This window comes from Prochlorococcus marinus str. MIT 9211 (assembly GCF_000018585.1).
In the GTDB taxonomy this organism is placed as follows: Bacteria; Cyanobacteriota; Cyanobacteriia; order PCC-6307; family Cyanobiaceae; genus Prochlorococcus_D; species Prochlorococcus_D marinus_B.
Window position 1 is genome coordinate 1,206,698 of sequence record NC_009976.1, and the last position, 13,133, is coordinate 1,219,830.

Below are 13,133 nucleotides of genomic sequence, written 5' to 3' on the forward strand. Positions count from 1 at the left end.
GGAGACATCATTGCGATAATGGCTATGAAATCTCAAAAAGCCAAGCCAATATCTAACAAAAGCAAGCTGGAAAGATCTCCTATTGAAATGGAAGTTGTATCACATCTCAAGCAACTTCAGGGAGAGCATGCCATTGCAGTAGGCCTTTCAGGTGGAGTTGACAGTTCATTAACAGCTGCGCTTCTAGTTGAAGCTGGATGGAAAGTCGAAGGGTTAACTCTTTGGTTAATGGAAGGTAAAGGTTCTTGTTGTACGGAAGGGTTGGTTGATGCAGCAGGGATTTGTGAACAGTTAAAAATCCCTCATCATGTCGTAGATGAAAGATCGACATTTCAAAAAGAAGTAGTTGAGAATTTAGTCAACGGATATCAAGAAGGCATAACCCCTTTACCTTGCTCCAGATGCAATAGGTTCGTAAAGTTCTCACCAATGATTAACTGGGCAAGAAAAAATCGAAATCTTAAGAGGATCGCAACTGGTCATTATGCACGCATTAAACATGCTGAGACAAATAAATTAAATAGCCTAGATGAAAGAAAAAATAGACATCAGCTTTTGCGTGGGATAGATCAAAACAAAGACCAAAGTTATTTTTTATATGATTTATCACAAGAGATTCTTGGACATGTTGTTTTTCCTTTAGGAGCATTAACCAAATCTTTTACTCGCAAGGAAGCAAATCGGTATGGCCTAAGAACAGCCAACAAAAAGGAAAGTCAAGATCTTTGCCTTGCTGAAAAGCATGGATCCATGAAAGCTTTTTTAAACAATTATCTCCCTCCCAGAAAAGGCGAAATTGTCCTTACAGATGGCCTGGTAGTTGGCGAGCATGATGGAATTGAACATTTCACAATTGGTCAAAGGAAGGGCTTGGGGATCGCATGGAAAGAGCCATTACACGTAATCAATATTCAACCCTCTTTAAATCGAGTAATAGTTGGTCCTAGAGATCAATCTGGTCGATCAAATTGCACTGTTGGAGAAGTTAATTGGGTATCAATTTCTGCCCCTATGCAAGAGAGGCTTGTCGAAGTTCAAGTTAGGTATAGGAGTGATCCTGTAAAAGCAAAGCTAGTTCCAATAGAGCCAACAATTAAGGATATAAAAAACAACCGTCCTCACAGATGCAGAATTGAGTTTGAGAACCCGCAGTTTTCAATTTCACCAGGTCAAGCTGCTGTTTTTTATAAAGGTGAAGTGGTCCTTGGCGGAGGAATAATTCAACCTTTTGAATATTAATTTTTCATGCTTTTGGCTCTAGAAAAAATAATCCAAATATTCCCGCTATCAAAAAAACTATCAACGGTTTTTCTCCCCACCTAACATAAGGAGTTATTTTTTCAGAAAAATGCAGAGATGCTAGCCCCACCTTTTGTTTAAAAGGTGGTATGACAGGTGTAATACTACCGTCAGCAGAGATCATCGTAGAAGGTCCAGTATTAGAAACTGTTATCAAGTCCCTTGCCGACTCAATACTTCTCATTTGAGCCAATGCAAGAAATTGCTTTTGAAGAGAAATTGGGTATGGATCAAGGTTCGCTATTGCTAAGATCCATTGCGCCCCATCTTTGACCGCTTTACTTAATCCATTCCCATTAGTTATCTCATAACAAATTGCCACAGCAATTGGAGGGCCATCCCAAATAAGCAATCTTGAAGATTCTCCTGGTTCAATTCCACCAATAGAAGACAGTCCTGGAATAGATAATCCTGGCAAAGGAGGTATCCATTCCCCTAAAGGGACCAAGCGATACTTGTCAACAAAATCAGTAAAAGTTGTCTGGTCTTTTTTAAAAACAAGCAATGAACTCCTTTGATTCCCTTTATCAGCTCTAAAGCCTCCTGAAAGCAAAGGAATTTGAGCAGGAGAAAGAAGTTCTTGTCCAATAGGCAAGGTTCCTTCAGGGGCAACCATAAACGATGCCCCTAATACATTGGCCTCTTTTAAAGCCTGTTCCAGGGAAAAAGGCAAACGCCTTAATTGATCTATTGAGAACTTCTCTCTTGTAGGAATAGCGCTTTGCCAAATAGCAACAGCTTTCGACGAAGAGAAGATTTCTTTTTCTAATAGTGCCCATCCAAACAAATGTGCAAAAACCAATGCTGCTAAACCAAAAGAAAAAAATCTTTGCCAATTATTTTGAGACTTAAATAAAATTCCTGTTTGCCACAACCACCACCCAACAAGAAACTGAACTGTTGTTAAACCACTTGAACCAAACCAACTAGACAATCCGGCAAGCAATCGATCTCCAGGCAGCAAACTACTTGAAATGCCTACCCACAGTAGAGGGGATTGAGCAAGAACATTTTCTCCAAGCCCCCAGCATGCTGACAAAACAAACGCATAAAGAAACTTTCTTTTGAAGCAACCATTTCTAGCATCAACCAAAAAATTGAGTCTTCCTAACCAGCACCACAAGGCTGAGAGGAATGCTCCTAAGAGACCACAAAATAACCATATTGAAATCGTTATAAACAAACTAAACGGTTGAGAAACTCCCATCCACATCAAAGGGTGAAGAGCCAGCAACCATCTATGACTTATAAGTACTGCTACTGCTCCCCAAATACTTCCAGCCAAAGGGAACCTACTACTTGACCAAAGGAAAGCAATTGCGAGTGGCATAAGCAATATTCCTCCTTGTGAAAGGCCAACCCCCGCGAGTATTCCTCCAAAACCTGCTCTCAAAAAAGTGGAATATTTATCCGTTATCATTTTCCTCACGAAGCAATTCAAGAGTTATCTATTTAGATATTCTCTTCTCTTAAAAAGATAAAAAAGGTTTTAGGTACCCCTGTTCTGCAAGAATCTTTGCATAATCACTATATCTATCCGTGAAAGAAGTCTTAATTAGTTTCAGCGTTTTTGTTGCTTGCGTAATGATTGCAATCACAAGCCAAATCATTTCTCCTACAAAAGTTGATGCGGTAAATTTGAATTCAACTGAGCAAGCTGCATTCAAACCTGCAGAAAACTCTGTTAAGAATCCTTTTGAATTAGATCCCAACGACCCTAATCCAACTCTTTTCGTAATGGCAAAAGAGACAAAATCCCAGAACAAAACACCTCTAGGCAGCATTATGGAAACACAAGAATCAATTCTTACAGCAAGTGGACTCAGAATTACTGACATCCGAGTCGGCGAAGGTCCAGAGGCTACAGCTGGCCAAAACGTTTCTGTTAACTACAAAGGAACACTTGAGAATGGCAAAGAATTTGATAGCAGTTACGGCAGAGGTCCGTTCAAATTTCCACTTGGAGCAGGAAGAGTAATTAAAGGTTGGGATGAAGGAGTAGCTGGCATGAAGGTTGGAGGGAAAAGGAAACTAGTAATACCATCTGAACTTGGGTATGGAAGCAGGGGAGCAGGCAATGGACTGATTCCACCTAACGCTACTTTGATTTTTGAAGTTGAATTATTAGAGCTGAATTAAAATCAGAATAAGGAAGAAAGCAAAAGCAGCACTCAAATGGGAGATTGCCAAGTAGGCTATCTTTAAGATTTTTTATCTACGCCAGATGCTGTATTCGGCACTTTCCGTAATCTTCAATAGACTTCCCGCCAAGACAGTGCATGCTCACTGTGATGGCCCATGTGGTGTTTATGACCCTACATCAGCGCGAGTAGCCGCTGAAGCAGTGCTTTCTATGACAAAGAAACTGCTGGCATTGACTCCTCCAGAAGACAATGATCCACTCACATTGGCTGCATATAACAACACTTTCTCTCGTTTTGTGGCAGTTAAAGAAGAACAAGCCCAACAAGCAAAAAAAGAGCTTCTAATTCTTTGGACAGATTATTTCAAGCCTGAACATCTATCTGCGTACCCAGACCTGCATGAAACTTTTTGGAAAGCAGCCAAGCTTTGCAGTGCTTGCAAGGTCAATATTGATCAAGCAAAAGCCCAAGAGCTTATGGATACTGTAGAAAAAATTCATCACATGTTTTGGACATCCAAAGGACGTTCTGACTCCTGGGTTACTGCAAGCTGACAAATATTTATCAAGGATTGAGGCATTCAAGTCTTTAGTCCTTCTAATACTTGGTCTCCGGCAACATTGTCGTGTTGTCGGAGACTCTATGCATCCAACTATTAAGTCAGGTGATACCTTAATTTACATTCCTCTAAAAGAGAAGATTCATTTGCTAAAAAAAGGCAACATGGTGGTAATTGAACACCCACAAAAACAAAAGACATTATTAGTCAAAAGGATCTTTAAACTAGACTTACCATTTTTAGAAGTAAGAGGGGATAATGAGTTTAATAGTATTGATAGTCGACAATTTGGGTTTATAAGCATAGAAAATGTTATTGGTATTGTAGAACAAATCATCCCCAAAAACCTTGATTAAGTATCAATCATCAAAGAATATAACTTGATGTTTTATGTACCCAGAAGAATCCAGTAATTATAGATAAACCTCCTGTAAATCCAATCAGGCCAGGCAAAGCCTTTCTTCCAGCTTTCAGGGTTGCCAAAGACATTGCTAGCAACATTGCTCCCATCGCAACGATGGAACCAAGAAGATAAGCGGCCATATATGCAACAGCCCCAATAGGTGGCAATGCCAAAGCAGGAATAACTGCAAAAAGGTGGCTAGCCCCTGCTAAACCATGCAAAACTCCCAAGCTTGTTGAAGCATGTGAATGTTGAGCATGCTTCTTTGCGCCTCTAAAATGAAGGTGAAAATGTTGATGATTATGCCCTTCTCCATGATTGTGAAGATGAGTATGTATTTTCAATCCGAATGAGGTTTTTATCGCCACAGTTCCTCCTACTAGCAACACAACGCCAACACTGAATTCAGCGAAAGAGGACATTCTTTGTATATGAACCAAATCTTTTAGCAATATTGCGAGCCCTAATAGAAACAAAATTCCTGTCGAATGACCTAATCCCCAAGCCAAACCATCTCGAAGCGCCAATTTAGGACTCTTAAAGGCATTTGGTGCCATTGCAACTATATGGTCCACCCCCCCAACTACATGGACAGCTCCAGCTAAAAAACCTGCAAAAACACTAATCAAAATATCGAAGCGACATTGCTTTTAGTTTGAACCATTGAGAAGCTTTATTTGGCAATTTTCCAACATAAGAAGATATTCTTGTTGCGAACAAGTCAGATCTACTTAAATCCTTGCAAGTTTTTTAACGCCAATCCAATATCAGGTTGTCTCATCAAAGACTCACCAACAAGAACAGCCTTTGCTCCATAGGAACTAACTTCTTCTAGATCTGCAGAGTTAAATAAACCAGACTCACTTACCAATAGAACCTCTTGTTCAGAAATTCTCTTTTTATGCTCTTTTACTACTTCTTTTGTCGTTCTTAAATCAGTATTGAAAGTCTTAAGGTCGCGATTATTAATTCCAACCAGAGGAAATCCTTCTAAATCTAGTACTCTTTTCAACTCATTAGAGTCATGCACTTCAACCAATATTGTTAATCCAAGGCTAATTGCAACTTTTCTCAGATAAAGAAGATCTTGATCAGAAAGTATGGCTGCAATCAATAAAACCGCATCAGCACCAGCAACTCTTGCTTGATAAATCTGGTAAGGCTGAATAATGAATTCCTTGCATAACAATGGTAAATCAACAGTCTTTCTGACTTGAACAAGTACCTCAAAGCCTCCTTGAAAAAAACTTTTATCTGTCAACACTGATAAGCATGTTGCACCTCCTAACTTATAAGCAAGTGCTATTTCTATTGGATCAAAGTTTTCGCGAATCACTCCCTTGCTAGGACTTGCTTTCTTTATTTCTGCTATAACAGCTGGTGAAGTAGAGGATTGTCTCAAAGCCCCTAAGAAATCTTTAGTTTGAGGCAAATTATTGATCTGAGCCTTTAATTCCGAAAGAGGAACTCTCTCTCTTGAAACTTTTACTTCACGATCTTTCTCCCACAAGATTTTTTCAAGAATATTTCTGGGTTCACCATCTTCATGCGGAATAGCATATTCAAGGTTTGCAACCTTAACTTTAGGGTTTGGTGGACGTCGACGAATCTCCATGGGAAAACTTAATTGTTTTTTAGCCTTCTAAGACTGTTTTAATTGAGCAACAGCCTGTTTATAGGCAACCTCTATTACTTCACTAAGTGTTGGGTGAGTATGGACTTCAATAGCCAATTCATTGACTTTCTGTCGTCTTGCAACTGCATTTGCAACTTCCTGTATTAAATCTGCAGCATGTAGTCCATAAATATGTGCTCCTAATACTTCACCATTATCTTTCCTAAAAAGTAATTTCATTAATCCATCACTTTCCAACTCTGCCAATGCTTTTGAGTTTGCTTTAAAGTAACTCCTGACAATGCCAAGTTCAAAATTATTTTTTTCAGCGAACTCCTTTGCCTCTGATTCCGCCATGCCAACCGAGCTAATTTCAGGGTGTGTAAATGTCGCAGCAGGAATACTTCGATAATCAATTTCTCTATTTTTACCAAGGATGTTATCGACTGCTACCGTCCCTTGAGCAGCTGCTGTATGAGCAAGCATTAGTTTTCCAGTGACATCTCCAACAGCCCAAAGATTCTTTAGAGGCTTACCGTCAACAAGAACCCTCATTGAATCATCAATGGGGATATAACCACGATTAGTTTTAACTCCAACTGACTCTAAGTTTAAGCCTGCACTCGTTGGGACTCTGCCTGTTGCTACTAAAACTGCATCTACTTCCAATTCTTCTAGCAACTCCCGGTTTTTGACATCGGACAATTCAATCTTCACTGGACAGCCAGGAGAAACTTTACTTGCCAAAACACCAGCCCTAGCATCTATATCTCTTCCTTGGATCAAATTTCTCCCGGCAATTTTTGCAATATCAGTATCAAATGTCGGCATAACTCTTTCCAAAGCTTCGATCATTGTTACTTCGCAACCTAATGCTGTGTAAACATCAGCAAATTCAAGGCCGATATATCCACTACCAATAATTGCTATCCAACGAGGTAACCACTCAAGATTAATAGCTTCATCACTAGTAAAAACAGTACGTCCATCAGTTTCTATCCCTGGCGGAACAAATGGATCTGAACCTGTAGCAATGACAATATCCTTAGCCGAAATTAAGCGATCCACACCATTACTTTCTCGTAAGCCAACTTTCTGGGTACCTTCTATTCGTCCATACCCTCTCAAGATCTTTACACCCGAACGCTCAAGCGCCTTAGTTAAATTATTTCGAATGTTCTTCACTAATTGATTAGCATGCTCAGCTATCTTTCTTCTCTCAAAGCGAACTGGTGCAGCATGAATACCAAAGGACGAAAGGTGTTCAGCATCTGCCAGCTCTCTAACTTTCCCGCTTGCCGCAAGCAAAGCCTTTGAGGGGACACAGCCTCTATTGACACATGTACCTCCCATTTCTCGTGATTCAATAATCGCGACACTTAAACCATGCTCGGCAGCATGCTTAGCAGCATCAAAGCCGCCATATCCAGCGCCTATGACGATCAGGTCAAATTCAAAGTTTGCTTCGCTCACCGTTCTTGCTCATATAAGAGGTCATTTTGGCCCTTCGCCTCTCTAACAGTAAAGGAGCGGCAGCCACCGCAACATTTAAAGACTCAACAGCTTCACTATGCGGCAAAGTTACACCATGTGTACAACAAGCTTGGATTCTTGGAGAAAGGCCACTCCCCTCATTTCCTAAGACCAATACAGTTGGCTTTATCCAATCAAGCTCCCAATAAGGTATAACTTCAAAATCTGAAGGTTTTCCAGCAACGTACGTAGCTACAACTTGATACCCCTCTTGGGAAACCCCTCTTAATTTATCAACCAGTCCATCAATAGCTATATCCTCTGAATCAGCAAGACGTTCAAATGGCAATTTCAGAACAGCTCCTGCAGAAGATCTTAAAACCTTTTGACTTAAGGGGTCAGCGCCTAGAGCAAGCCACAACGCATCTATATCTGCAGCAAGTGCTGTTCTAAATAAAGTTCCTACATTGCCTGGGTCCTGCAATCGATCCAAAACTAAAATAAAATCTGGTGAGTGCTTAAGTTTTGGCAGAGCAGATAAAGACAATAAAGAGGCCACTCCGTCTGGAGTAACAGTGGTCAACGAAGCTTGAAGGACAGAGGCTGTAACTAGATGAAATTGGACATTCTTAGGAAGAAATTCCAAAATTCTTGAATGATTTTCAAGCCATTTCGAAGTGGCGATAATTTCTTCGGGTATAGAACCATTTTTTAAAGCCTCTTCAAGCAAATGAGTGCCTTCTAAAAGCAATAAAGACTCAATAGAGCGTCCTTTGGGAGTTGATAAAGCTCTCAAGCGCCGTACCAAAGGGTTCCTACGGCTTGATATCAATGGCAAATCAAACTTAATGATCCTATTACCTTAAAATTGTGTAGGTTCAGAAACTTTCAATTCATCATTTAAAATCAATTTTTTTTTATCTACTTCAATCCCATTAATCAAAGAAATCTCACCTCTCAATCCTTCTGCAGTAAGGGTTTCTATCATCTTCTTCATGACTATTTCCTCCACAAGGGTCTCATCCATACTATCTGGTGTCAAACGCTCAATAAATTGACCTATTTTTGAGGCTACCAATTCCGAGGAATTAGTTATCTTTAGCACAATCATTAAAAAACCCTCTTTTCCTTAACTAAGAATAATGCGGATGGGGAGACTTGAACTCCCATAGCACAAGGCCACATGTACCTGAAACATGCGCGTCTACCAATTCCGCCACATCCGCGAGCCCAATCAAACTAGTAAAAAAAAGACAATAGCTCTAATAGTTTTTCTAGTAATCAAAGAAAGCATATGTGATATCAAATAGAAAGAAAGAGGAAATGAATCAATGGTTATTTAACTAATTTCTAGAATATTGAATTTACTTAATTAAAGCTTAAGTAATTCTCAATTTCTAGTATTTGTCTTTCATATACCTAGACGGTATTAAGAGCACTTGTCAATATAGGTGCATTAGTGATTATATGTACTGCATGAATAGTGTGGCTTCAATTTCAAACACAGTTGCGAAGCATCATTTAGAGGTTCGTGGAAGCAATTTTTTGTCTGGACAAATAAAAATTAGCGGTGCTAAAAACTCTGCATTAGTACTAATGGCAGCAACATTGCTTACAGAAGAGGCTCTTTTTCTTAAAAATATCCCAAGTCTTACAGATATCAATGTGATGTCAGAACTACTTAGTTCTATAGGAGTACGCATTGAACGCAAGTCGAATGAAATTTCTTTAACCGCTAGAGACCTCCTTCAATCGGAACTTCCTTACAAATTAGTTCATGCTCTAAGAGCTAGTTTTGTCTGCGCTGGACCTCTTCTTGCAAGAATTGGAGAAGTTAGCATCCCATTACCTGGGGGATGTCGCATAGGGAATAGACCTATTGAAGAGCACATCAGAGGTCTTGAAGCTTTAGGCGCCTCAGTAAGTATTGAGAAAGGAGTGGTAAAGGCAAAACTACCTAAGAACAAAAAGAAATTAAAAGGAGCTCATATAAAATTCAATTGCCAAAGTGTAGGAGCTACTGAAACCATACTTATGGCAGCAACTCTTGCTGAAGGACGTACCGTTTTAGAGAATTCTGCTCAAGAGCCTGAGATCCAAGATCTTGCAAACATGTTGAATTCTATGGGTGCACAAATAAGAGGCGCAGGGACGAAAGAAATTATTATTGAAGGTGTAGAGAAATTAAACGGTTGTAATCACACTGTCATCCCAGATCGCATTGAAGCAGGAACATTTCTTATCGCAGCAGCAATAACTCGATCATCCATTTCTTTAACCCCTGTTATACCTGAGCACCTTGAGGCAGTCTTCAAAAAACTTCGTGAATGTGGTTGCCTAATTAACACCATGGGGGATTCAGTAAAAATCACTCCAAACGAAATAACCGCTGTAGACGTAACAACTTCTCCTTATCCAGGATTCCCAACTGATTTGCAAGCTCCCTTCATGGCTCTTATGACAACCGCTAAGGGCACAAGCAAAATCACTGAGACAGTCTTTGAGAAAAGAATGCAACATGTATCTGAGCTAAATCGAATGGGAAGCTCAATAAAGCTTTTAGGTAACACAGCTTTGATTACAGGAGTTCCTCAATTAACAGGAACATCTTTATCCGCAGGTGATTTACGTGCATCAGCCGCAATGGTTCTGGCGAGTCTTTCAGCAAAGGGAGTTAGTAAGATCATAGGACTCGATTACCTTGATAGAGGATATGAAAGAATGGAAGATAAGCTAAAAAAAGTAGGAGCTGATATTTCTCGAGAAAAAATAACAATTTCTGCTAATAAAAATTCTAAGGAAGGCTTTAAGCCACTAACTCCTCAAAGCATTCAGCAAGAAGTGGCTTGAGTCTAAAATCAAAGGATTTGAATAAATAATTAAAAGCTAGGATCATAAAGAATTTATATTTGAGCATTTATATGAATATTTTTACCTCAATGAAAGAAACGATTAACTCTCTAAGTTATTTACCCTAAGCGTTAAAATATAAAGCCAGTATTTTTCAATGAATCCTTATAATCCGAAAAAGTAAGTAGATGGAATGCTTGCACCACAACACAAAAAAGGGTTATTTTAAGCTTGTATTTCAAAAATCTTTAGCGTTGATTCGCTGAGATCCCTTGGGAGCGTGGTGGAATTGGTAGACGCACCGCACTCAAAATGCGGCACCTTCGGGTTTGTCGGTTCGAGTCCGACCGCTCCCACTCCCTTAATGCAAACATATAAACGCCTGCCAATTAGCCTGGTAAAAGGCCAAGGTGCTTGGGTTTGGGACGATAAAGGTAAGAAATATATTGATGCCGTTGCAGGAATTGCCACTTGTACTCTTGGACATAGTGATAGAAAACTACGCAAGGCATTAATCAATCAACTAAGAAAAATCCAACACGTTTCCAACCTTTATCAAATCCCAGAACAAGAAGAGCTTGCGAAATGGTTGATAAAGAAAAGTTGTGCAGACAGTGCTTTTTTCTGCAATAGCGGTGCGGAAGCCAACGAAGCAGCCATCAAGCTAGCCCGCAAGTATGGGCATAAAGAAAGGCAAATAGATCGGCCCGTTATCCTTTGCGCAAATGGAAGCTTCCATGGAAGAACACTTGCAGCGTTAAGTGCTACCGGTCAAGAAAAGTATCATGAAGGTTTTAAGCCTTTAGTAGAAGGGTTTGCATTTTTCAAATTCAACGATTCGGCATCCTTTCAAGAATTACATGATCAAATTGAAGCTAATGGGCCAAGAATTGCTGCTGTATTAATTGAACCAATTCAAGGAGAAGGAGGTATTAGACCAGGCAATAAGAAATTTTTTAAATTACTAAGAGATATATGTACTAAAAACAAAATCTTATTGATCTTTGATGAGGTTCAATCAGGCATGGGAAGAACAGGAAGGTTATGGGGCTATCAAAATCTTGAAGTGGAGCCAGATGCTTTAACTATTGCAAAAGGGTTAGGAGGTGGGCATGCGATTGGAGCATTATTAGTAAAAAATAATGCCAATATTTTTGAGCCTGGTGATCATGCAAGTACTTTTGGGGGCAATCCGTTTGCTTGCAGAGCAGGCTTAACTATTGCGAAAGCGATAGAGGAACGTAATCTTCTAGAAGAAACTTTATCTAGAGGGAAACAACTAAGAGAAGGTCTTCAAAGTATTGTTAAAGATCATTTAGATCATTTAGAAGAAGTGAGGGGGATTGGATTAATCCAAGGACTAGTTATTAAAAATCAGTCAGACTTAACATCACAAATCATAGTCGAAGAAGCAATTAATCAAGGACTATTAATTATTTCTGCTGGTCAAAAAGTAGTAAGAATGGTACCTCCTCTTGTTATCACAAAGAGACAAGTGGATTTCATAATAGATCGTCTAAGTAAGACCTTAGTTAATATTATTTAATTGATTAACTTCACAGTCGATGGCGATGACGAAATTGAAAACCTTCTAAGTTTATATAAGGCTAGAGGTATAAGTCTTGAATTAAATAGGATGCAAGCAGCTCTAAAAAATCTTGGCAATCCTTACAACGAAATTCCTGCAATACAAGTTATAGGAACAAATGGGAAAGGTTCAATTGTAAGTTTTCTTGAGAGCTGCCTAAAAGAAGCAAGAATTAAAATTGGATGTAGCACCTCTCCTCATCTCGTAAGCTGGCGCGAGCGAATTCGCATTAATGGGCAAGAAATATCTTCTCAAGACTTTCTGAAAATTCTTACCAAATTCCAAGCAATCGCAAAAAGCTACCGCTTAACCCCATTTGAACTAATAATACTTTCTGCATTTGATTATTTTTACAGCAATCAAGTTGAGTTAATGGTTTTAGAGGTGGGGCTAGGAGGAAAACTCGATGCAACAACAGCACATCCTTTCAGACCTTTAATAGCTATTGGAGGAATTGGCTTAGACCATTGTGAATATCTGGGAAATACTTTAACAGCAATTACTAAAGAAAAAGCCGCTGTGATTTCATATGGAAGTACTGTAATTAGTTCACCCCAGGAACCAGAAGTAAAAAGAGTTATTGAGAAAGTTGTATCTAAAAATAATGCAAGAATTATATGGGTAGAGCCATTATCTAAAGATTGGGAATTAGGTATAGCTGGTGAAATTCAAAGAACAAACGCCGCAGTAGCTAAAGGAATTTTAGAAGCCTTACCAAGCTTTGGATGGGAAGTCAATCAAACAACAATTCGTAGAGGGCTGTCCCTAGCAAAATGGCCAGGAAGGCTTCAAAAAGCAAGCTGGGGGAATATGCCATTAATTTTAGATGGAGCCCATAATGAACATGCAGCCAATCAATTAGCTAAAGAACGATTGCTCTGGCCATCAGAAAGCAATGGAATTTTTTGGATTTTTGGCATTCAAGCGCATAAAGATGGTCCTGAGATAATTAGGAAATTGCTAAAAGTCAATGATCTTGGATGGGTTGTTCCAGTTCCAAATACTAAAAGTTGGAGCAAAAGTAATCTTTGCAAAACATATCCTGAAATGTCGAATCAATTAAATGAAGCCAATAGCGTGGCAAAAGTCCTAGAGAAGATTTCATCTGGAGAGATGTGTAAGGATAAAAAAACCATTGTAATAACTGGTTCCTTACTTCTTATAGGAAACCTTTTAAGAAAAGACTTACTTCTCTTTTAAAA

The 13,133-nt window shown here is 39.2% G+C and carries 13 protein-coding genes and 2 tRNA genes; 8 read left to right on the plus strand and 7 right to left on the minus strand.

Features of this window, described 5'->3' with window-relative positions; genetic code table 11:
- Positions 1 to 87: 87 nt before the first annotated feature.
- Positions 88 to 1,239 carry a tRNA 2-thiouridine(34) synthase MnmA gene (mnmA, locus tag P9211_RS06490; protein WP_162465551.1) on the plus strand — a complete coding sequence of 384 codons (1,152 nt, stop codon included), beginning with the start codon at positions 88 to 90 and terminating at the stop codon, positions 1,237 to 1,239.
- A gap of 4 nt (positions 1,240 to 1,243) precedes the next feature.
- Here the strand turns inward: mnmA and P9211_RS06495 are convergent, their stop codons facing one another.
- Positions 1,244 to 2,719, minus strand: coding sequence for an apolipoprotein N-acyltransferase (locus tag P9211_RS06495; protein WP_012195891.1), 1,476 nt, complete (start codon positions 2,717 to 2,719; stop codon positions 1,244 to 1,246).
- Positions 2,720 to 2,838: 119 nt separating this feature from the next.
- Here P9211_RS06495 and P9211_RS06500 point away from each other — a divergent pair, with 119 nt between their 5' ends.
- The 3 genes from P9211_RS06500 (at position 2,839) to sodX (ending at position 4,358) form a co-directional block, all read left to right on the plus strand.
- On the plus strand, positions 2,839 to 3,438 hold the full coding sequence (locus P9211_RS06500) for an FKBP-type peptidyl-prolyl cis-trans isomerase (RefSeq protein WP_012195892.1): 600 nt from the start codon (positions 2,839 to 2,841) through the stop codon (positions 3,436 to 3,438).
- Positions 3,439 to 3,523: 85 nt separating this feature from the next.
- Positions 3,524 to 3,997, plus strand: a complete 474-nt coding sequence (sodN, locus tag P9211_RS06505) for a superoxide dismutase, Ni (RefSeq protein ID WP_012195893.1) — start codon at positions 3,524 to 3,526, stop codon at positions 3,995 to 3,997.
- 46 nt (positions 3,998 to 4,043) lie between these two features.
- Positions 4,044 to 4,358 carry a nickel-type superoxide dismutase maturation protease gene (gene sodX / locus P9211_RS06510; RefSeq protein WP_225866232.1) on the plus strand — a complete coding sequence of 105 codons (315 nt, stop codon included), beginning with the start codon at positions 4,044 to 4,046 and terminating at the stop codon, positions 4,356 to 4,358.
- Between the two features lie 10 nt (positions 4,359 to 4,368).
- Here the strand turns inward: sodX and P9211_RS06515 are convergent, their stop codons facing one another.
- The 6 genes from P9211_RS06515 to P9211_RS06540 all read right to left on the minus strand — a co-directional run bounded on the left by P9211_RS06515 (position 4,369) and on the right by P9211_RS06540 (position 8,719).
- Complete coding sequence (locus P9211_RS06515; protein WP_041391169.1) at positions 4,369 to 5,037, minus strand: hypothetical protein; 669 nt, start codon at positions 5,035 to 5,037, stop codon at positions 4,369 to 4,371.
- 95 nt (positions 5,038 to 5,132) lie between these two features.
- Positions 5,133 to 6,020 carry an indole-3-glycerol phosphate synthase TrpC gene (trpC, locus tag P9211_RS06520; protein ID WP_012195896.1) on the minus strand — a complete coding sequence of 296 codons (888 nt, stop codon included), beginning with the start codon at positions 6,018 to 6,020 and terminating at the stop codon, positions 5,133 to 5,135.
- A gap of 27 nt (positions 6,021 to 6,047) precedes the next feature.
- Positions 6,048 to 7,493, minus strand: a complete 1,446-nt coding sequence (gene lpdA, locus P9211_RS06525) for a dihydrolipoyl dehydrogenase (RefSeq protein ID WP_012195897.1) — start codon at positions 7,491 to 7,493, stop codon at positions 6,048 to 6,050.
- Positions 7,474 to 8,325 (minus strand): TrmH family RNA methyltransferase, encoded by an 852-nt coding sequence (locus tag P9211_RS06530; RefSeq protein WP_041391573.1) that lies wholly within the window; start codon positions 8,323 to 8,325, stop codon positions 7,474 to 7,476. Before P9211_RS06530 ends, lpdA begins: the two co-directional genes overlap by 20 nt.
- 30 nt (positions 8,326 to 8,355) lie before the next feature.
- Positions 8,356 to 8,604 carry a hypothetical protein gene (locus tag P9211_RS06535; protein ID WP_012195899.1) on the minus strand — a complete coding sequence of 83 codons (249 nt, stop codon included), beginning with the start codon at positions 8,602 to 8,604 and terminating at the stop codon, positions 8,356 to 8,358.
- A 32-nt stretch (positions 8,605 to 8,636) separates the two neighbouring features.
- A tRNA-Leu gene (locus P9211_RS06540) sits at positions 8,637 to 8,719 on the minus strand.
- Between the two features lie 250 nt (positions 8,720 to 8,969).
- Between P9211_RS06540 and murA the strand changes: the two genes are divergently transcribed.
- The 4 genes from murA to P9211_RS06560 all read left to right on the plus strand — a co-directional run bounded on the left by murA (position 8,970) and on the right by P9211_RS06560 (position 13,131).
- A complete protein-coding gene (murA, locus tag P9211_RS06545; protein ID WP_041391574.1) occupies positions 8,970 to 10,343 on the plus strand; it encodes a UDP-N-acetylglucosamine 1-carboxyvinyltransferase in 1,374 nt (457 codons plus the stop codon).
- Positions 10,344 to 10,617: 274 nt separating this feature from the next.
- Positions 10,618 to 10,699, plus strand: a tRNA-Leu gene (locus P9211_RS06550).
- Between the two features lie 8 nt (positions 10,700 to 10,707).
- Positions 10,708 to 11,889 carry an aspartate aminotransferase family protein gene (locus P9211_RS06555; RefSeq protein WP_041391171.1) on the plus strand — a complete coding sequence of 394 codons (1,182 nt, stop codon included), beginning with the start codon at positions 10,708 to 10,710 and terminating at the stop codon, positions 11,887 to 11,889.
- A complete protein-coding gene (locus P9211_RS06560; protein ID WP_012195902.1) occupies positions 11,890 to 13,131 on the plus strand; it encodes a bifunctional folylpolyglutamate synthase/dihydrofolate synthase in 1,242 nt (413 codons plus the stop codon).
- Positions 13,132 to 13,133 lie beyond the last annotated feature (2 nt).

What these genes read in the sequence shown, in the direction of transcription:
- mnmA (WP_162465551.1), top strand. Translation starts at nt 88, where the DNA reads ATGGAAGTTGTATCACATCTCAAGCAACTTCAGGGAGAGCATGCCATT.
- P9211_RS06495 (WP_012195891.1), bottom strand. Translation starts at nt 2,719, where the DNA reads ATGATAACGGATAAATATTCCACTTTTTTGAGAGCAGGTTTTGGAGGA.
- sodN (WP_012195893.1), top strand. Translation starts at nt 3,524, where the DNA reads ATGCTGTATTCGGCACTTTCCGTAATCTTCAATAGACTTCCCGCCAAG.
- trpC (WP_012195896.1), bottom strand. Translation starts at nt 6,020, where the DNA reads ATGGAGATTCGTCGACGTCCACCAAACCCTAAAGTTAAGGTTGCAAAC.
- P9211_RS06535 (WP_012195899.1), bottom strand. Translation starts at nt 8,604, where the DNA reads ATGATTGTGCTAAAGATAACTAATTCCTCGGAATTGGTAGCCTCAAAA.
- murA (WP_041391574.1), top strand. Translation starts at nt 8,970, where the DNA reads ATGAATAGTGTGGCTTCAATTTCAAACACAGTTGCGAAGCATCATTTA.
- P9211_RS06555 (WP_041391171.1), top strand. Translation starts at nt 10,708, where the DNA reads ATGCAAACATATAAACGCCTGCCAATTAGCCTGGTAAAAGGCCAAGGT.